This is a genomic window from Actinoplanes derwentensis, from assembly GCF_900104725.1.
Classification (GTDB): domain Bacteria; phylum Actinomycetota; class Actinomycetes; order Mycobacteriales; family Micromonosporaceae; genus Actinoplanes; species Actinoplanes derwentensis.
In genome coordinates, this window is record NZ_LT629758.1 from 7,369,734 (window position 1) to 7,388,949 (window position 19,216).

Consider the following 19,216-nt stretch of genomic DNA (forward strand, 5'->3'; position numbering starts at 1 on the left):
CTTCTCGTTGACTCAGGACTGCGGGGTGATCGGACCGCCCGGCGTCTGGGGGTTCAGTTCCAGCGTGACCGAACGGACCTTCTCGGTGGCCGGAGCCTCGGGGACCGGCACGGCCTCCGGCTCGGCGTTGCGGTTGACCAGCTCGGCGGTTCCGCCGAAGAGGTCGCGCAGCGTCGACGACCAGACCTCACGCACCTCGTCCAGCGGGATACTGAACTGGCCCTCGACCTGCAGCACCGGCTCCTCGGTGGTGACACCGAGCGGGGTGACCGGCACACCGTGCTCGGCCGCGAGGGCGAGGAACGCCTTGTCGTGGCCACGCGGCACGGCGACCAGGACACGGCCCGCCGACTCGCTGAACAGGTGGACGAAAGCCGATTCGCCGGCTTCCGGCAGGGTCACCTTGGCACCGACCTCGTGGCGCAGCGTGCTCTCCACGAGCACCTGGGCCAGACCGCCGTCGGAGAGGTCATGCGCGGCGGTGACCAGGCCGGACTTGGAGGCCTTGGCCATCACCTTGCCGAGCGCCTGCTCGGCCGCGAGGTCGACCTTCGGCGGGCGGCCGCCGAGGTGGTTGTGGGTCACCCAGGCCCACTCCGAGCCGGAGAGTTCCGCACGGGTCTCACCGAGCAGGAAGAGCAGGTCACCGGCGGGCTTGGCGGGTTTCGGGAAGCCCATCGGGATGCGGCGGGCCACATCGTCGAAGACGCCGAGCGTGGCGACCACCGGGGTCGGGTGGATCGCGGCGGCACCGGTCTGGTTGTAGAAGCTGACGTTGCCGCCGGTGACCGGGGTCCCCAGCTCCAGGCAACCGTCGGCCAGGCCACGACAGGCCTCGGAGAACTGCCACATCACCGTCGGGTCCTCGGGGGAACCGAAGTTGAGGCAGTCGCTGATCGCGATCGGCTCGGCACCGGTGACGGCGACGTTCCGGTACGACTCGGCGAGCGCCAGGCGCGCACCCTCGTACGGGTCGAGGCGGGCGAACCGCCCGTTCCCGTCGACGGAGAGCGCCACCCCGAGGCCGGTCTCCTCGTCGATCCGCAGCACACCGGAGTCCTCCGGCTGGGCCAGGACCGTGTTGCCGAGGACGTACCGGTCGTACTGCTCGGTGACCCAGGTCTTGTCGCAGAGGTTCGGCGAACCGGCCATCCGCAGCAGGGTCTCCCGCAGCTCGTCACCGGTGGACGGCCGGGGCAGAGTCTCGGCCCGGTCGGCCTGCAGCAGCATGACGTCGTTCGGCTCACGGATCGGCCGGTTGTAGACCGGGCCGTCGTCGGCGAGCGAGCCCGGCGGCACGTCGACCACGACGTGGTCGTTCCAGGTGATCAGCAGCCGGCCCGGGGTGCCGTCGGTCTCGGCCGCGGTGACCTCGCCGATCGCGGTGGCCCAGACGCCCCACTTCTCGGCGACCTTGAGCACCGCCTCCAGGTTCTCCGGCGTGACGATCAGGAGCATCCGCTCCTGCGACTCGCTGGCCAGGATCTCGGTCGGCGACATCGAGGCCTCGCGCAGCGGAACCCGCTCCAGCCAGACCCGCATGCCGGTGCCGGCCGCCGCGGCGGTCTCGGTGAGCGCGCAGGTGAGGCCGGCGCCGCCGAGGTCCTGGATGCCGGAGACCAGACCGGCGTCGTACAGCTCCAGGCAGCTCTCGATCAGCAGCTTCTCCATGAACGGGTCGCCGACCTGCACCGACGGGCGGCGCTGTTCGGCCTCGTCCTCGGCGAAGGTGGCGGACGCCAGCACGGAGACACCGCCGATGCCGTCCCGGCCGGTCCGCGCGCCCATCAGCACGACGATGTTGCCGGTGCCGGTGGCCTCCTTCTTCTGGAGGCGCTCGACCGGCAGGACGCCGATGCTGAGTGCGTTGACCAGCGGGTTGCCCTGGTAACACGGGTCGAAGACGATCTCGCCACCGATGTTGGGCAGGCCCAGGCAGTTGCCGTAACCACTGATACCCGCGACGATGCCGGGCAGCACCCGGGCGGTGTCGGGGTGGTCGTGCGCACCGAAGCGCAGCGGGTCCATCACCGCGATCGGCCGGGCACCCATCGCCAGGATGTCGCGGACGATGCCGCCGACACCGGTCGCCGCACCCTGGTAGGGCTCGACGTAGCTGGGGTGGTTGTGCGACTCGACCTTGAAGGTGACCGCGATCTTCTCGGAGATCTGCACCACACCGGCGTTCTCACCGATGCCGGCGAGCATCCGGACGCTCTTCGGGGCCTTCTCGCTGAACTGCTTGAGATGCACCTTGCTCGACTTGTAAGAGCAGTGCTCGCTCCACATGATCGAGTACATCGCCAGTTCGGACGCGGTGGGACGGCGGCCGAGGATCTCGCGGATCTTCGCGTACTCGTCGTCCTTCAGCCCCAGGTCGGCGAAAGGCTGCAGCTCGTCCGGGGTCTTCTCCGCCTGCTCGACGGTGTCGGGACCGTCGGAGCCGCTGACGAGTACGTCAGTCGCAGCGAAACCGGTCGGCTTCTCCTGCTGCGTCGTCACTGTTGTCCCCCTGCGAGCTGACCGTCCGCTGCCAGACTGCGCAGGACGGAGGTGAAGAAGCCGAGACCGTCCAGCGACGGGCCGGTCAGCGCCTCCACCGCGTGTTCCGGGTGGGGCATGATGCCGACGACGTTGCCGGCCTCGTTGGTAATGCCGGCGATGTCACGCTGCGAGCCGTTCGGGTTACCGCGGATGTAGCGCGCGATGACCCGGCCCTCGCCCTCGAGCGTGTCCAGCGTCTTGGTGTCCGCGACGAAGCAGCCCTCACCGTTCTTCACCGGGATCAGGATCTCCTGGCCGGCGCTGAAACGGTTGGTCCAGGCGGTGTTGTTCGCCTCGACCTTGAGCCACTGGTCGCGGTTGCGAAAGTGCAGGTGCTGGTTCCGGGTCAGCGCGCCAGGCAGCAGATGTGCCTCGCACAGGACCTGGAAACCGTTGCAGATGCCGAGCACGGGCAGACCGCCACGTGCCGCATCGATGATCGACTCCATCACCGGCGCGAACCGGGCGATGGCGCCGCAGCGCAGATAGTCGCCGTACGAGAAGCCGCCGGGAAGGACCACGGCGTCGACGCCGTGCAGGTCCGCGTCGCCGTGCCAGAGGCGGACAGCCTCGGCTCCGGCGATCCGGGCGGCACGGGCGGCATCCCCGTCGTCGAGCGAACCAGGGAAGGTGACCACACCGATCCGCATGGTCAGGCGACCTCCGCCGAAGCGGCCTCGACACGGATCTCGAAGTCCTCGATCACCGGGTTGGCGAGCAGCTTGTCGGCGATCTCACGGGCCCGGTCAAGGTCGGGTTCCCCGGTGAAATCGATCTCGATCCGGCGGCCGATGCGGACAGAAGAGACATCGGTGACGCCGAGCCGGGGCAGCGCGTTCGCCACCGCTTGACCCTGCGGGTCCAGGATCTCCGGCTTGAGCATGACGTCGACCACGACGCGAGCCACGGGCACTCCTGACTGATAGGTGTAAGCAGGCGAAGCCTACCCGGTGTGACAGACGGCAAGGCCGGGGGCCGGTGTCGGCAGCCCGACCCAAGCGTCATTGAGCAGGGCGTGGACCCCCATCACTCAGTGATATAGGTCAATTGAACTGTTGGCCCGGTGTAAACGATGACCTAGGTTTCATCCATCGAATTCGATTCTCCAAGCGCGCGCGCCTCGTCGACCCGATCCCCCAGAAAGGACTCTCGACGTGCGCATTCGACTCCTGGCCACCGTCGCCGGTGCCATCGCTGCCCTGGTCGCGCCCTCCGCTGCCCAGGCCGCGGAACCCGTCACTCCGTACATCATCGGCGGAAGCACGGTCTCCTCCGCGCCGTGGGCGGCCGCGGTCTTCAGCAACGGCAGCTTCACCTGTTCCGGAACGATCATCTCGGCCAACTATGTGCTCACCGCCCGTCACTGCGTCAGCGGCACCATGTCGGTACGGGTCGGAAGCGTCAGCTACGGCTCGGGCGGTGTCACCCGGACCGTCTCGTCCTCGGCCACCCGTTACGACCTGGCCCTGCTGCGCCTGAGCAGCGCGGTCAGCACCTCGTACATGCCGCTGTCCAGCGCGTACCCGCCGGTCGGCTCGACCAACAGCATCTACGGCTGGGGCATGACCTGTTACTCCGGCTGCTCGGCGTCGCCGACGCTGAAGACCGCCACCGTGCAGGTCACCTCGACCAACCAGACCGATGCCTACGGCGGCCGGGCCATCGGCAGCACGCGGATCAACGGGAACGCCTGGCGTGGCGACTCGGGCGGCCCGCAGGTCTACAACGGCGCCCAGGTGGGTGTCGCGTCGACGGCGGACGGTTCGAGCCGCCAGTACTACGGCAGCGTCGCCTACAACCGGGCGTGGATCACCTCGACCGCGGGCGTCTGAGGTGTGGTGACTTCGGGTGCGATCCGCACCCGAAGTCACCACACGAGAGTCAGAGGATCGGCGCGGGTGCGTAGGCGGCCGCGGCCGGGTGCTGGGCGACGATCTCGGCGACCCGGTCGGCGACCGCGCGCACCTGCGCCGGTGCCGCGCCCACGAAGGCGGCCCGGTCCGCGACCAGGGTGTCGATCTCACCCCGGGACAGTTGGAGGCGCTCGTCGCCGGCGAGCCGGTCGAAGAGGTCGTTGACCGCCACACCCTTCTCCCGCATGGCCAGGGCCACCCCGACCGCGTGCTCCTTGATGACCTCGTGCGCGACCTCCCGGCCGACACCCTTGCGCACCGCCGCGACCAGCACCTTCGTGGTGGCCAGGAAGGGCAGGAAGCGGTCCAGCTCACGGCCGATGACGGCGGGGTACGCCCCGAACTCGTCGAGCACCGTCAGGAACGTCTGGAACAGCCCGTCGGCGGCGAAGAACGCGTCCGGCAACGCCACCCGGCGGACCACCGAGCAGGAGACGTCGCCTTCGTTCCACTGGTCACCGGCCAGCTCGCCGACCATCGACAGGTAACCGCGGACGATCACCGCGAGGCCGTTGACCCGCTCCGACGAGCGGGTGTTCATCTTGTGCGGCATCGCCGAGGAGCCGACCTGGCCGGGCTTGAAACCCTCGGTGACCAGCTCCTGACCGACCATCAGCCGGATCGTGGTGGCCAGCGACGACGGCCCGGCGACGACCTGCGCGAGCGCCGACACCACGTCGAAGTCGAGCGACCGCGGATAGACCTGGCCGACGCTGGACAGCACCCGCTTGAAGCCGAGGTGCTCGGCGACCTTCTTCTCCAGCTCAGCGGCCTTCTCAAAGGAACCGTCGAAGAGGTCGAGCTGGTCGGCGGCGGTGCCGACCGGGCCCTTGATGCCCCGCAGCGGATAGCGCTCGATCAGGTCGTCCAGCCGCTCGTACGCGATCAGCAGTTCCTCGGCCGCCGACGCGAACCGCTTGCCGAGGGTGGTGGCCTGCGCCGCGACGTTGTGCGAACGGCCGGTCAGCACCAGGTCGGAGTGCTCGACCGCGAGGGTGGTCAGGCGGGCCAGGGTGGCCACCACCCGGCCGCGGATCAACTCCAGCGAGGCACGGATCTGCAGCTGCTCGACGTTCTCGGTCAGGTCGCGGGAGGTCATCCCCTTGTGGATCTGCTCGAACCCGGCCAGCTCGCTGAACTCCTCGATGCGGGCCTTCACGTCGTGCCTGGTGATCCGCTCGCGGGCGGCGATCGACTCCAGGTCGACCTGGTCGAGCACGGCTTCGTACGCCTCGACGGCACCTTCCGGAACGTCCACACCGAGGTCACGCTGAGCGATCAGGACCGCGAGCCACAGCTGGCGCTCCATCCTGATCTTCTCCTCCGGGGACCAGAGGGTGACGAGGTCGGCGGAGGCGTACCGGGCGGCGAGCACGTTCGGGATGGTCACGTCACCGATTCTTTCATGGTCCCGGGCTCGTCCTCCGGCAGCCGGTGACGCAGGGTGCGGACATCGCGGCTGGCCAGCATGCCCAGCACCGCGACGACCACCGCCACACCGGTCCCGATCAGCGTCGCCCGTAGACCGGCCACCTCGGCGATCGGGCCGATCGCCACCTGCCCCAGCGGAATCGCGGCGAACGAGCCGACCATGTCGTACGAATAGACCCGGGCCAGCCGGTCGGCGGGCACATGCTCCTGCACCGTGGTCTCCCAGGCGACCCCGAACTGTTCGAGCATCAGCCCGGCCACGAACATCGCCAGGAACAGCGCCCACAGCTGCGGATACACGCCCAGCACGAACAGCGGCAGCGCCATGCCGAAGCAGCTGACCACCCCGACGAAGAGCAACCGGCGCAACCTCAGCCGGATCGCCAGCAGCCCGCCGAGCACGAGACCGGCCGTCTCCGCGGCCAGCACCAGCCCCCACGCCGGGCGGCCGACGGTCTGGTCGGCCACCGTCGGGCCCAGCACGTAGAGCCCGCCGCTCCAGGCCGCGTTCAGCAGCGAGAACCCGGCCACCACCGCCCACAGCCAGGTCCGGGACCGGAACTCCGACCAGCCGGTCCGCAGATCGGCGAGCACATGCGAGCGCGGTCCGGACCGGGCCGGCACTGCGACCCGGACCGCGGCGAAACAGAACGCGGCGACGACGAACGTGACCGCGTCGACCGCGATCCCGACGCCCGGATCGGTGGCCGCGACCACCACGCCGGCGGCCGGGGCGCCGAGGACCATGGCGCCGTTCAGGACGATCCGGCTGAGGGCGATGGCCTGGAGACGCACGTTCTCCGGCACGGTCATCGGCAGCAGCGCCGCGCTGGCCGGCAGCGCCATCGCGCTGGCCACCCCGTTCAGCACCGAGAGAAGGACGAGCAGCGGGATCGTCGCGGCGCCGGTGAGCACCAGGGCCGCGACCGCCGCCTGCGTCACCGCGGCGGCGACGTTCGACCCGACCATCATCAGGTGCCGGGGCAGCCGGTCGGCCAGCACCCCGCCGAAGAGCAGGAAGATCACGTTGGCCAGGGTCCGGGTGCCGACCACGAGGCCCAGGTCGCGGGCCGAACCGGTCAGGTCGAGGACGGCGAAGGCGAGGGCGATCGGGGCGAACGAGTTGCCCAGGGCGTTGATCGTGCGCCCGGCCAGCAGGAACCGGTAGGGCGTGGACCGCAGTGCGGCGAGAGAGTCCTTCACCGCGTCGGCTCCCGCTGCTGGAACATCGCGACCGTGGTGCTGGTCCGCACGGTGCCGGGGGTGCGTGGCGGCTGGGCGGCCCGGTGCAGATCGTTCACCGCTTCCGAGATCCGGTCGCGGATCACCAGCCACACCTCGGGCTCGACCCAGAAGTCACCGTCGGCGAACAGGTTGCCGTGATCCGTGAAGGTGGCCTGTGAACTGCGCCGGATCAGCTCGTGCGCGATCGCGGCGAACTCGGCCCGCCGGTCGTCGTCCGGCCGGGAGCCACAGACCCGCTCCCGGTCGGCGAGGTACCGGTAGCGCTTCGCGACGCCACCGCGGATCTTCTCCTCGCCAGCTACCACGATCAGCCCACCGGCCAGCAGGTTGCGCAGGTGGTAGCTGGCGTTGGAGTGGGTGAGACCCAGCTCGCGAGCGACGTCGGCGGCGGTCAGTGACGCACCCGTCAGCAGCGACATGATCTGCAACCGGACCGGATGCGCCAGCGCCCGCAGCGACGCTTTCCGATCCTCTCCCAAAGACATATTGGGGAGTCTACGAACCGAAAACCCCGACTGTCCAACAGTTATTGGGGAGTGGCACACTGCACGAACACACGGCATCCTCACCAGGGTTACCGGACAGTAAATTTCCGAAAGGACTGTTGATGACTGACTTCAGCCCCGAATCGCTCGCGGCGATCGGCCCGAAGGAGTTCACTCAGCTCGTCAAGTCCACCTCGGACGCGAAGATCGCCGAGGTGATGGCCTCGGAGCGGCGCACCAAGGTCCTCGACGAGATCTTTCACCGGATGCCCGGCATGTTCCGTGCGGAGCGGGCCGGCGACACCGCCACGGTCATCCACTGGATCATCTCCGGCGGCCCCGGCGACACCAGTGACACCTACGAGACGGTGATCGAGAACAAGACCTGCACCGTCACCAGCACACCGGCCCGCGAGCCGAGACTGGCCATGACGATGGACGGGCCGACGTTCCTCAAGATCGTTTCCGGCACCGGCAACCCGGTCATGCTCTTCATGAGCGGCAAGATCAAAACTAAGGGTGACGTCATGCTCGCCACCAGCATCCCGAAACTGTTCGACATCCCCAAAGGCTGATCAAGACCCTTTTCCGATACGCCGTTCGGCCCCACGACCGCAGCGGCCCGCCCTGCCTCGTCCGCGCGAGGCAGGGCGACGGGACCGGCCGACGGCGCGACCGCCGGGCCGAATGCGGTGGTCAGACCGTGATCTCGCCCCGTACCGCACGCAACGCGATGTCCGTCCGGTACTGCGCGCCGTCCAGCCGCACACCCTCGGCCAGCGCGTAGGCGGCTTCCCGGGCACCGGCCAGGTCGGCACCGGCCGCGGTCACGCTCAGCACCCGGCCACCGGCCGAGACCAGGTCCCCACCGGCATCCCGAGCGGTGCCGGCGTGGATGACACCAGGCACCTCGGCACCCTCGATGACGTCCCCGATCCGTGGCGTACCCGGATAGTTGTGGCTGGCCACCACCACGGTGACCGCTGCACCGGACTTCCAGCGCAACGGCTCGTGCGCGGCCAGGGTCCCGGTGGCGGCGGCATTCAGCAGCCCGGCCAGCGGCGTCTCCAGCAGGGCGAGCACCACCTGGGTCTCCGGGTCACCGAAGCGGGCGTTGAACTCGATCACCTTCGGGCCGTCCGGAGTCAGCGCGAGCCCGACGTAGAGCAGGCCGGCGAACGGCGTACCCCGCTCGCGCATCTCAGCCAGAGTCGGCTCGACCGTCTCCCGCAGCACACGCTCGGTCAGGTCGGCCGGTGCCCAGTCCAGCGGGGCGTACGCGCCCATGCCTCCGGTGTTGGGCCCCTCGTCGCCGTCGAGCAGGCGCTTGAAGTCCTGAGCCGGCATCAGCGGCGCGACCGCGGTGCCGTCGGTGATCACGAAGAGCGAGACCTCCGGACCGGGCAGGAACTCCTCGATGACGACCTTGCCGCATGCCTCGGCGTGGATCAGGGCCTCGTCGAGATCGTCGGTGACGACCACGCCCTTACCGGCGGCCAGGCCGTCGTTCTTCACCACGTAGGGGGCACCCAGCTCGGTGAGGGCGGCCCGCACCGAACCCATGTCCTCGCAGGCGAAGGAGCGGGCGGTCGGCACCCCGGCGGCGGCCATCACCTCGTTGGCGAACGCCTTCGAGCCCTCCAGCCGCGCGGCGGCGGCGGACGGCCCGAAACAGGCGATGCCCTTGGCCCGGACCGCGTCGGCGACGCCCGCGACAAGCGGTGCCTCCGGCCCGATCACGACCAGGTCGGCGGCCAGCTCGACGGCGAGCGCGGCGACCGCTGCCGGATCGACAGCTTTCACCTCATGCAGCTCGGCGTGCTGGGCGATGCCCGGGTTGCCCGGCGCGGCGGCCAGGAAGTCGACGGACGGGTCGGCGGCTAGTCCGACAGCGAGCGCGTGTTCACGCCCGCCGGAGCCGATCAGAAGTACGCGCACGACGGCCCATCCTACCTGCGGTGGCGTCGCGTAAACTTCGGCAGTACCCGGGGTCCTCCGCGGTACGACCTTGGGGAAAGGCATATCTAAAAGTGCCGGTGATCGTGTTGGTCGGCGCCCAATGGGGCGACGAGGGCAAGGGTAAGGCCACGGACCTGCTGGGCGACCGGCTGGACTACGTGGTCAAGTTCAACGGTGGCAACAACGCGGGCCACACCGTCGTCATCGACGGCGAGAAGTACGCACTCCACCTCCTCCCGAGCGGGATCCTCTCCCCGGGGGTCGTACCGGTGATCGGCAACGGTGTCGTCGTCGACCTGAACGTGCTGTTCCAGGAGATCGACGGGCTCGAGGCCCGGGGCATCGACACCTCCCGGCTGCGGATCAGCGCCAACGCGCACGTGATCGCCTCGTACAACCGGTCGCTCGACAAGGTCAGCGAGCGGTTCCTCGGCGCCCGCCGGATCGGTACCACCGGTCGCGGCATCGGCCCGACCTACGCCGACAAGATGAACCGGATCGGCATCCGGGTCCAGGACCTCTTCGACGAGTCGATCCTGCGGCAGAAGGTCACCGCCGCGCTGGCCCACAAGAACCAGATCCTGTCGAAGATCTACAACCGCAGCGCGGTCAAGGGCGAGGAGGTCGTGCAGGAACTGCTCTCCTACGTCGACCGGCTCCGGCCGTACGTCGCGGACACCGCCCTGGAACTGTCGAACGCGATCGACGACGGCAAGGTAGTGCTCTGCGAGGCCGGCCAGGCCACCCTGCTCGACGTGGACCACGGCACCTACCCGTTCGTGACCAGCTCGAACGCGACGGCCGGCGGCGCCTGCACCGGTTCCGGCATCCCGCCGACCCGGATCGACCGGGTGGTCGCCGTGCTCAAGGCGTTCACCACCCGCGTCGGCGAGGGCCCGTTCCCGACCGAGCTGCACGACAAGTTCGGCGACTACCTGCGTGAGGTCGGCCACGAGTACGGCACCACCACCGGCCGCCCGCGCCGGATCGGCTGGCTGGACCTGGTGATCGGCCGGTACGCGCAGCGGATCAACGGCGTCACCGACTTCGCCATGACCAAGCTCGACAACTACGACGCTCTGGACGAGATCCCGGTCTGCGTGGCCTACGAGGTCAACGGCGTCCGTCTCGAGGAGATGCCGGTCAACCAGACCGACTTCCACCACGCCACCCCGGTCTACGAGACCCTGCCCGGCTGGAAACAGGACATCTCCGGCTGCCGCAAGTTCGAGGACCTGCCCCGGCAGGCGCAGGAGTTCGTGGAGTTCGTGGAGGCCCGCATCGGCGCCCGGATCTCCATCGTCGGTGTCGGCCCGGGCCGCGAAGCGGTCATCGAGCGGCACTCGGTGCTCGGCGGAGCCTGATGTACGACGTCGTTCTCCTGAGTCTGGCCGAGGGATCCGGCGACGGCTGCGGCTCCGGCTGCGGTGGTTGCGAGTCCGCCTGTGCCACCCCACGCACTCCGGTGCTGGCCTGTGCGGACGCGCTCCGCGAGGCCGGCGCCCGGGTGGAGACCGTGCTCGCCGGGTCGGACTCCGAGATCGACGCGGTCCTGGCCCGGTTCGACGGCCCGGCCCGGCCGGACGGTCTGACCTGGCCCGACCTGGACAGCACGATGCGGCTGGTGGTGGCGACCGCCACCGACGGCCAGCTGCGCGCCGTGATGCGCCGGCTGGTCCGGCGGTACGCCCCACCGCCCAGCAAACGCCCCGACGACCTGGACCGCACCCGGACCGTGCCGGACCTGCCCGCGGTGGCGATCCTGCCGCTCGACCCCGGCAACACCGAGGACCTCGCGGCACAGCTCGGGCTGCCCCGGACCCCGGCCGCGGTGGCGGCGGCTGTGATGAACGGCACGGTCCGCCGGCTCGACCTGCTGCGCAACGACAGCGGTTCGGTGACCCTGGACGGCGCGTTGCTCGGCGGGTCCGGCGACGACGGCCGGGCAGTGCCGTGGCGCGGCCGGGTCGAAGTCGACGACACCGTGCTGACCGACGGCGAAGAGCCGGTACTGGCCTGTGTGATCGGCAACGCCGCAGGTTACGCCGAGTTCGACGGCCTGCGGCTACTAGCCGACGGCGACCCCACCGACGGCCGGGTCGAAGTCTCCGTCGCGGTCCCGACCGTGATCAAAAAGCGGTTCAAAGGCACCAAGGTCCAAGTCGAGGTACGCCGCGCTCGTGGCCGTGCCGTCTCGGTGCTCCCCCGCGAGGGCGAACTCCAGTTCCTCGACGACGGGGTGGCAGGATCGACCAGCCGCAAGCGATCCTGGTGGACCGAAGCAGGCGCCTGGGCGGTGTACGCGGGCTGATTCCCGTGCCACTCTTGGACGGGTTCAGCAGGATATTTGTGATACCGGAGGTCTCATCCGTGGCGGACGAGCACGCCGACCGCATCCACGGCCCGGGGGCCGAGTCGGCACCCCGGGACGTGGAACCGTTCTGGGCCGACGAGCCCGAGACGCCGGTGCACGGCCGAGCCGTGCCCCTGACCGATCGGACCCCACCAGTCGGCATGGTCCAGGTCGAGCCGGGAGTCTTCCGCCCGGCCGACAACACCGAGCCGCCCGCGGTCCTCCGCCCGGCCGACAACACCGAGCCGCCCGCGGTCCTCCGGTCGGCCGACGGCACCGAGCCGCCCGCGGTCTTCCAGGCGGCCGACGGCACCGAGCCGCCCAGGGCGCACGTTCCCGCCCAGCGGGCATCCACCGGCTGGCCGGTCACCGACGCCGGGCCACCCGCCCCGTCACCTGCGGTGCAGGCCGAGCACGCCGCTCAGTCGCCGTGGGCGCAGTCCGCACAGCAGCCGGACCAGCAGTACCACCAACAGCAGCACCAGCCGCAGCACCGGCCCGAGTCCGCCTCGGCCGAGCAGACGCCGCAGCAGGAGCAGGCATGGCAGCACGGCCGTGTCCAGCCGATTCCGACCATGCGCCAGCCGGTCCAGCGCCCTCCGGCACCGCAGGTGGAGCCGGCACCCCAGCCGACCCGGCCGGCTCCTACCCGCCAGGTCCAGCAACACGAACCGGTCCAACGACACGAGCCGGTCCAGCAGCACCAGACGGCCCAAGGTCACGGCCCGGTCCAGCGGCAGAGTGAGACCGCGTCACCGGTGGAGCCGGTCCGACCCCGGACGGACCAGTGGCCGTCTCACCAGCCGGACCAGCAGGCGCTACGCCAGGCTCAGCCCGAGACGGTGCGGGCGGAACAGCCGATGCTGCGGGAAGCCGCGCCGTTCGTGCGGCCGGCGACTCAGCCGGTGGCACAGCAGCCTGCTCCGGTCGTACCACCGCAGTCTCTGCCGGAGCCCGGACCATCGCAACGCACCGCGGAATCCGCACACCGGGGGCACGCCGTGCCCGTACCGCCGCCCGCTCCGCATTTACCGCCGCACCAGCCGCAAGATCACGTCGCGCCGCAACCGGCGCCCTGGCCTCTGCAGGACGCGGCGGTGCAGGCGCCGGTGCACACCACCCCGCTCTATCCGCCGCGGGCCGACAATCCGCCGGCGGACAGCGCGCAGGTCCTGGAGGGGCAGCCTCCGGCCGCGGAGGATCCGTTCCAGGAGCTGAACTGGCTTGCGGACAACACGCCGACCGCGGAGGAGTTCGCGAAGCGGCGGCTGGCCCGTCCGGCTCAGCAGAGTGCCACGATGGGTGCTCGGGCGATCCTGCAGAACGCGACGTTCGGCCTGCTCAAGATGGCTCCGGGGCAGTATGAGATGGAGTACAAGCAGGACGTCGAGATGGTTCGCCGCAACTTCGGCGGGCTGCGTCAGGTCACCGTGGTCAACCCCAAGGGTGGTGCCGGGAAGACCGTGGCGGTGCTGCTGCTCGCGATGACGTTCGGGCAGAAGCGCGGCGGGTACGTGCTGGCCTGGGACAACAACGAGACCCAGGGCACACTGGGGATGCGGGCGCAGCAGGACTTCCACGCCCGGACGGTCCGCGACATGATGCGTGATCTGCATCTCTTCCAGGGTGCGCAGGGCCGGGTCGGCGATCTGTCGCAGTATGTACGGGCGCAGGGCGAGGGCATGTTCGACGTGCTCGCCTCGGACGAGTCGGCGACTGCCGGTGAGATGCTGACCGCGAACTCGTTCGCCGAGATCCGTGACGTGGTGAGCCGGTTCTACAAGCTGATCTTCGTGGACACCGGTAACAACGTCCGCGCGGAGAACTGGCAGGCCTCGATGGACGCCACCGACCAGCTGGTGATCACCATGTCGGCGCGTAACGACTCGGCCGAGACCGCCGCCCGAATGCTCGACCACCTGGAACAGGGCGGCAGGCGACGGCTCGTGCGGCAGGCGGTGACCATCGTCACGATGCCGCCGACCCGCAAGGACATCGACCTGCAGTGGATCCAGCAGCACTTCGCGGCCCGGACCCGGGCGGTGGTGGTGGCCCCCTACGAGCGGTTGATCGACTCGGGCGAGCCGATCCGCTACGGCGAACTCTCCGTCCCCACGAAGGACGCCTGGCTCAAGATCGCCGCAGCGGTGGCCTCGGGTCTCTGAAGCCCCATGGCGGGATCCCCGGCGTCGGGTCTTCACATCGCGAATCTGCCGGTGGCGGGTCTTCTCGTTGCGGATCCGCCGGTGACGGGCTGACGGCCCGCCACCGGCGGAGCGCGTCAGGACAGGGCGTCGGCCGCGGCCGGGTCGCTGTCGCGGAGGAACTGGGCGCAGCGGGCCGCCTCGTCCGCCTCACCGATCGCGGCGGCCGCCTGTGACAGGACGTGCAGGCAGCGGAGGAAGCCCTGGTTGGCCTCGTGCGACCACGGGATCGGGCCGTGGCCCTTCCAGCCGTTGCGGCGCAGCGCGTCGAGGCCGCGGTGGTAACCGGTGCGGGCGTAGGCGTACGCGGTGACCGGCTCGCCGTCGGCCAGCGCACCGGCGGCCAGTGGCGCCCACGCGGCGCTGTAGGAGGGATAGTCGGCGGCGACCGCCTTGAAAGCCGCCCCGCCACCCGCGGCGGCGGCCTCGGCGAGAGCTTTGTCGGCTTCGGCGTCGGCGGGCAGTCGCGTGGCCGGCGGGCCGGGAAGGAGGTTCTGCATGACCCCATTCAACCCGGCCGGCCGTCGAACATTCCGCCGCGGCCACGTTTCACCGCATGAACAGCCGAATTCAACCCGACTGAGCAGCCCGGCCCGGCGGACCCGGCACGGGTTGGTCGGTCAGTCCCAGGCGCGGCCGAGGCGGAACAGCCGGTCGGCGTACTCGATCTGGGTCTGCCAACCGGCCGGCCACGCCGCCAGGCCCAGCGACGCGCCCGCGAACGCCCCGGCCAGGCAGGCGATCGAGTCGGAGTCGCCGGAGGAGGCAGCGCCCCGGCCGACGACCGCGACCGGCTCGTCCGGCGAGATCAGATAGACGTAGAGAGCGGTGGCCAGCGCCTCCTCAGCGATCCAGCCGGCCCCGGTGGCCAGGCAGGGGTCACCGAGGTGGTCGCTGGACGCCAGCGCGACGACGACCCGGTCCAGGGCGGTCGCGCACTCGTCCCAACCACGGGCGATGTACTCCTCCGGTGTGGTGACCGCCGGCTGCTGCCACAGGTCGCCGAGCCAGTCACCCCGGTAGATCTTGCGCTGTTCGGAACAGCGGTCCCGCAACGCGGCCAGCAGATCGGCCGGCCGAAGACCACCACCGAGCAGGTGCACGGCCCACGCGGTCAGCTCGCTCGCCGCCAGCGCGGTCGGGTGCCCGTGTGTCAGGGCGGCCTGCAACTGGGCCGCTCCGGCCCGCTGGTCGTCGGTCAGCCCGGGCATCAGGCCGACCGGGGTGACTCGCATGTTGGCGCCGCAGCCTTTCGAACCGATCTGGGTGGCCCGCGTCCACGGCCGGCCGTCGGCGAGTGCCGAGCAGGCGCGCAGGCAGGTCATGCCGGGCGCTCGGTCGTTCTCGGGGCTGGCCGCCCATTCCAGGAACCGGCGGCGCAGCACCGGTTCGAACGCCTCCGGAGTGATCCGGCCCACTTCGATCAGGGCCTCACCGACCGCGAGTGCCATCTGGGTGTCGTCGGTGACGAGCGCGGGTTCACCGATGAGCCGCCGCGGGCCGCCGGGGCCGTACTCGGCCACGATCGTCGCGTACTCCTGGAACTCGGTCGGTTTCCCGAGGGAGTCTCCGTACGCCAATCCGAAAAGTGAACCCGAGGCAGCACGCATGCGGTCAACTCTAGGTAGTTCGTCAACGGGTGGCTCGTCGAGAGCAAGATGGACTTCATGCCCGATCCGTTGCAACCAGTGCTCGGTGGGGACGCGCCGTTCGACGCGACCGCCGACGAGATCGAAACCCGTGCCGAACTGGAGGTGCACCTGGCCAAGAACACCCTGGCCGGCCTCTGCGTCCTGGGCCTGCGCCTGGACCGGGATCCGCCGGATCTGACCGGTGTGGACGTGCGGGAGACGATGTTCGTCGGCTGCCACCTGTCCGGGCCGGAGGTGGAGGTGGACCTGATCCGGCGGGGTGCCCACGTGATCCCGCCGTTCGACGACTGCCCCTACCCGACTCATCCGGCCCTGCTCTACACCCCCGAGGACCTGTCCGCCGGGTTCGGTGCGCACGGTTTCGCCGGGATGTACGACACCGCCGTCTACCAGCACTTCGTGGCGCACGGTGGGGCGGTTCCGGACATTCGCGAGGCGTTGTCCCAGCGGCTGCACGACGCTGGGATCGACAACGCGCTCGGCAAGGCGCTCAACCAGTGGGCGCACGCGAACGGCCCGGGTGGTGCGATCGGGATCATGGGCGGGCACGCGGCGGCACGGGGCTCCGGTCCGTACCGGATGGCCGCTTCCCTGGCCCAGCGGCTGGCCGAGGCCGGCCGGCTGATCGTGACCGGCGGTGGCCCCGGGGTGATGGAGGCGGCGAACCTGGGCGCCTACTTCGCATCCCGCACGGCTGGCGAGTTGGACACCGCGATCGATCTGCTCTCGGTGGCGCCGCAGTTCATGGATCATGATCCCTACACCGCGGCAGCCCTTTCGGTACGCCGGATCTACCCGCTGGCGGATCTGGACGTGGCCGGGCAGCTGCGGCACGGCGGTCTGGCCTTGCCCACCTGGCTGTACGGGCACGAGCCGGCCAACCTGTTCGCCGGGCAGATCGGTAAGTACTTCTCGAACGCGGTGCGGGAGGACTCGATCCTGCGACTGGCCCGTGGCGGGATCGTCTTCGCGCCGGGCTGGGCTGGGACGGTGCAGGAGATCTTCCAGGCGGCGACGAAGACGTTCTACGTGACCGACGGGCCGTCTGGGGCGTATGTGTTCCTCGGCACCGAACACTGGTCGAAGCTGCCGGTGGCGGACCTGCTGCGGTCGCTGCTGTCCCGTTCGCCCCACGGCGACCAGTCCGGTCTGGTGGTGGTGACCGACTCTCTGGACGAGGCGATGGAGGCTCTCTCCCAGTAGTTGTGCGGCTACCGCACACTGCAGCCATGGAGCTGATCGTCACGTCGGTAATGATCCTCGGAATCACGGTGTTCGTCGTGATCCTGGTGAGGGCTATGGTCCTCAACTCCCGCTCCGCCTACCGGGAGGGGCGCCGCGGCAGGTCGCGCTCCGGCCGGGGCGGCGCCTGGGCGACCGGCGGGTCGTCGCAGCACCACTACGGCGGCTCCGACGGTTCCTGGGACGACAACTCATCGTCGTCATCGTCGAACGACGGTGGCGGCTCATGGTGGGGCGGCGGCGGTGACGGCGGCGGCTCGTCCTGGGGCGGTGACGGTGGCGGTGGTGGCGGCGACGGTGGCGGTGGCAGCTGACCCGCTAGGCCACGTGCACGCGGCGCCAGTGGGCTGCGGGCAGGTCGGCCTCGGGAACGTCGGTGAGGCCGTTCTCGTCCATCGCGTTGTAGATCGCGAGGCGCGCGCCGTCGAACAGGAACTCGACGGCGTGCAGCACCCGGGGACGCCAGTCGGCCGCGGTGGTCTGCTCGATGATGTTCACCGCCCGGAGCGGCCGGCCCCGGGCGTTACGCAGCGCGGCGTGCGGGTCGGAGCGCCAGTCGAAATGCTCGTACAGATCGATCGGCAGTGCCATGTCGATCTGGTCCCAGGTGATGGCACACTCATCGAATTTACGGTGGGTGATCTCCACTCGGGACAGTCCGAAGTCGAGGATCACCGGCCCGTCGGCGAACCAGCCTCGCTCGGCCACATCCCACATGAGATGGCTTGATCGCAGTTTCCGACCGATGAGCCTGGTGAACATGTGTCGATGAGTGGCGGCGAGGTCTTCGGCATCGTGGTGCCACTCGGGTTTCCAACCCTCCATCACGAGCACGATCACCGTCCCGCCGATCTTGATCGGTCGATGGTACCCGTGCCTCTCGGTGACCCCGCAAGACAAAGTGGCCGATCCCCACGAAGGGGACCGGCCACTGTCGTCGAACTACTGAATCACTTCACTCACTTGCCGAGACTTACTTGCCGAGCGAGGTGCCGGCCGAGCGGAGGTGCTGGGCGGCCTCGACGACCCGCTTGGCGAGGCCGTTCTCGGCCAGCTTGCCCCAGGCGCGGGGGTCGTACGCCTTCTTGTTGCCGACCTCGCCGTCGATCTTCAGGACGCCGTCGTAGTTCTTGAAGATGTGCTCGACGACCGGGCGGGTGAACGCGTACTGCGTGTCGGTGTCGATGTTCATCTTGACCACGCCGTAGTCCAACGCACCGTGGATCTCCGACAGCAGCGAGCCGGAACCACCGTGGAAGACCAGGTCGAGCGGCTTGTCCTTGCCGTACTTCGCGCCGATCGCGTCCTGGATCTCCTTGAGGATCTCCGGACGGAGCTTGACGTTGCCCGGCTTGTAGACGCCGTGCACGTTGCCGAAGGTGAGGGCGGTCAGGTAGCGGCCCTTCTCACCCAGGCCCAGGGCGGCGGCGGTGGCCAGGCCGTCCTCGATGGTCGAGTAGAGCTTGTCGTCGATCGCGGCGGAGACGCCGTCCTCTTCGCCACCGACGACGCCGACCTCGATCTCCAGGATGATCTTGGCAGCCGCGGTCTTGGCCAGCAGTTCCTCAGCGATCTGGAGGTTCTCGTCCAGCGGCACGGCCGAACCGTCCCACATGTGCGACTGGAACAGCGGCGCCTGGCCCTTGGCGACCCGCTCGGCGGAGATGTCGATCAGCGGCCGGACGAACCCGTCGAGGTGGTTCTTCGGGCAGTGGTCGGTGTGCAGCGCGACGTTGATCGAGTACTTCTGCGCCACGTGGTGGGCGAACTCGGCCAGCGCCACGGCGCCGACGACCTTGTCCTTGATGGTGGGGCCGGAGACGTACTCGGCACCGCCGGTGGAGATCTGGATGATGCCGTCGCTGCCGGCCTCCGCGAAGCCCTGCAGGGCGGCGTTGAGGGTCTGCGAGGACGTCACGTTGATCGCCGGGTAAGCAAACGCGCCAGCCTTGGCGCGATCGATCATCTCGGCGTAGACCTCGGGGGAAGCGATAGGCATCGGATGCGCTCCTTGCTCTTTGACACACTCGGGCAGCAGAGGGCAGGACAGCGCTGTCCTCCAGCAGGCAGTATTCCGCAGTCGCGGTGCGTAGTTGAAATCGCCCCGAAATCCGCACCCGAGTTCCCGGCGAGAAGTCCGGGGCATACCGGTTTGGGGCATCCGGCGGGGCGGAAATCGATCGCTGGA

18 protein-coding genes are annotated in these 19,216 nt (G+C 69.7%); 7 read left to right on the plus strand and 11 right to left on the minus strand.

Going from position 1 to position 19,216, the window contains the following annotated elements:
• Positions 1-12: 12 nt before the first annotated feature.
• From purL to purS, 3 genes are read right to left on the minus strand one after another with little or no spacing between them, the layout of a single operon-like run.
• On the minus strand, positions 13-2,502 hold the full coding sequence (gene purL, locus BLU81_RS32555) for a phosphoribosylformylglycinamidine synthase subunit PurL (protein WP_092549929.1): 2,490 nt from the start codon (positions 2,500-2,502) through the stop codon (positions 13-15).
• Complete coding sequence (gene purQ, locus BLU81_RS32560; protein WP_092549932.1) at positions 2,499-3,200, minus strand: phosphoribosylformylglycinamidine synthase subunit PurQ; 702 nt, start codon at positions 3,198-3,200, stop codon at positions 2,499-2,501. The genes purL and purQ overlap by 4 nt, the downstream gene beginning before the upstream one ends.
• On the minus strand, positions 3,197-3,451 hold the full coding sequence (gene purS / locus BLU81_RS32565) for a phosphoribosylformylglycinamidine synthase subunit PurS (protein ID WP_092557959.1): 255 nt from the start codon (positions 3,449-3,451) through the stop codon (positions 3,197-3,199). The genes purQ and purS overlap by 4 nt, the downstream gene beginning before the upstream one ends.
• 247 nt (positions 3,452-3,698) lie before the next feature.
• Here purS and BLU81_RS32570 point away from each other — a divergent pair, with 247 nt between their 5' ends.
• Positions 3,699-4,376, plus strand: coding sequence for a S1 family peptidase (locus BLU81_RS32570; protein WP_092549935.1), 678 nt, complete (start codon positions 3,699-3,701; stop codon positions 4,374-4,376).
• A 49-nt stretch (positions 4,377-4,425) separates the two neighbouring features.
• Here the strand turns inward: BLU81_RS32570 and purB are convergent, their stop codons facing one another.
• The 3 genes from purB to BLU81_RS32585 are packed head-to-tail and all read right to left on the minus strand — an operon-like array spanning position 4,426 to position 7,618.
• Positions 4,426-5,847 carry an adenylosuccinate lyase gene (gene purB, locus BLU81_RS32575; protein WP_092549938.1) on the minus strand — a complete coding sequence of 474 codons (1,422 nt, stop codon included), beginning with the start codon at positions 5,845-5,847 and terminating at the stop codon, positions 4,426-4,428.
• Entirely contained in the window at positions 5,844-7,091 is a 1,248-nt protein-coding gene (locus BLU81_RS32580) for an MFS transporter (RefSeq protein WP_092549942.1), read from the minus strand. The genes purB and BLU81_RS32580 overlap by 4 nt, the downstream gene beginning before the upstream one ends.
• Positions 7,088-7,618, minus strand: a complete 531-nt coding sequence (locus BLU81_RS32585; protein ID WP_092549945.1) for an ArsR/SmtB family transcription factor — start codon at positions 7,616-7,618, stop codon at positions 7,088-7,090. The genes BLU81_RS32580 and BLU81_RS32585 overlap by 4 nt, the downstream gene beginning before the upstream one ends.
• 122 nt (positions 7,619-7,740) lie before the next feature.
• Between BLU81_RS32585 and BLU81_RS32590 the strand changes: the two genes are divergently transcribed.
• Positions 7,741-8,193 carry an SCP2 sterol-binding domain-containing protein gene (locus BLU81_RS32590; RefSeq protein ID WP_092549948.1) on the plus strand — a complete coding sequence of 151 codons (453 nt, stop codon included), beginning with the start codon at positions 7,741-7,743 and terminating at the stop codon, positions 8,191-8,193.
• Between the two features lie 121 nt (positions 8,194-8,314).
• Here BLU81_RS32590 and purD read toward each other — a convergent pair whose 3' ends face one another.
• Positions 8,315-9,556 carry a phosphoribosylamine--glycine ligase gene (gene purD, locus BLU81_RS32595; protein WP_092549951.1) on the minus strand — a complete coding sequence of 414 codons (1,242 nt, stop codon included), beginning with the start codon at positions 9,554-9,556 and terminating at the stop codon, positions 8,315-8,317.
• Positions 9,557-9,648: 92 nt separating this feature from the next.
• Between purD and BLU81_RS32600 the strand changes: the two genes are divergently transcribed.
• The 3 genes from BLU81_RS32600 to BLU81_RS50975 are packed head-to-tail and all read left to right on the plus strand — an operon-like array spanning position 9,649 to position 14,095.
• Positions 9,649-10,941, plus strand: a complete 1,293-nt coding sequence (locus BLU81_RS32600) for an adenylosuccinate synthase (protein ID WP_092549954.1) — start codon at positions 9,649-9,651, stop codon at positions 10,939-10,941.
• Entirely contained in the window at positions 10,941-11,888 is a 948-nt protein-coding gene (locus BLU81_RS32605; RefSeq protein WP_092549957.1) for a diacylglycerol kinase family protein, read from the plus strand. The genes BLU81_RS32600 and BLU81_RS32605 overlap by 1 nt, the downstream gene beginning before the upstream one ends.
• A gap of 59 nt (positions 11,889-11,947) precedes the next feature.
• Complete coding sequence (locus tag BLU81_RS50975; protein ID WP_172890660.1) at positions 11,948-14,095, plus strand: MinD/ParA family ATP-binding protein; 2,148 nt, start codon at positions 11,948-11,950, stop codon at positions 14,093-14,095.
• Between the two features lie 116 nt (positions 14,096-14,211).
• Here the strand turns inward: BLU81_RS50975 and BLU81_RS32615 are convergent, their stop codons facing one another.
• Both BLU81_RS32615 and BLU81_RS32620 read right to left on the minus strand, forming a co-directional pair.
• On the minus strand, positions 14,212-14,634 hold the full coding sequence (locus tag BLU81_RS32615) for a DUF3151 domain-containing protein (protein ID WP_092549960.1): 423 nt from the start codon (positions 14,632-14,634) through the stop codon (positions 14,212-14,214).
• A 120-nt stretch (positions 14,635-14,754) separates the two neighbouring features.
• Positions 14,755-15,744 carry an ADP-ribosylglycohydrolase family protein gene (locus tag BLU81_RS32620; protein WP_092549963.1) on the minus strand — a complete coding sequence of 330 codons (990 nt, stop codon included), beginning with the start codon at positions 15,742-15,744 and terminating at the stop codon, positions 14,755-14,757.
• 57 nt (positions 15,745-15,801) lie between these two features.
• Between BLU81_RS32620 and BLU81_RS32625 the strand changes: the two genes are divergently transcribed.
• The gene (locus BLU81_RS32625; protein ID WP_092557961.1) at positions 15,802-16,989 is read left to right on the plus strand and encodes an LOG family protein; all 1,188 of its coding nucleotides are present in this window, start codon (positions 15,802-15,804) and stop codon (positions 16,987-16,989) included.
• Between the two features lie 26 nt (positions 16,990-17,015).
• Positions 17,016-17,342 (plus strand): hypothetical protein, encoded by a 327-nt coding sequence (locus BLU81_RS32630; RefSeq protein WP_157751865.1) that lies wholly within the window; start codon positions 17,016-17,018, stop codon positions 17,340-17,342.
• Between the two features lie 4 nt (positions 17,343-17,346).
• Here the strand turns inward: BLU81_RS32630 and BLU81_RS32635 are convergent, their stop codons facing one another.
• Both BLU81_RS32635 and fbaA read right to left on the minus strand, forming a co-directional pair.
• Positions 17,347-17,736, minus strand: a complete 390-nt coding sequence (locus tag BLU81_RS32635; protein WP_231953613.1) for a hypothetical protein — start codon at positions 17,734-17,736, stop codon at positions 17,347-17,349.
• Between the two features lie 265 nt (positions 17,737-18,001).
• Positions 18,002-19,027 carry a class II fructose-bisphosphate aldolase gene (gene fbaA / locus BLU81_RS32640; RefSeq protein WP_092549966.1) on the minus strand — a complete coding sequence of 342 codons (1,026 nt, stop codon included), beginning with the start codon at positions 19,025-19,027 and terminating at the stop codon, positions 18,002-18,004.
• Positions 19,028-19,216: the final 189 nt, after the last annotated feature.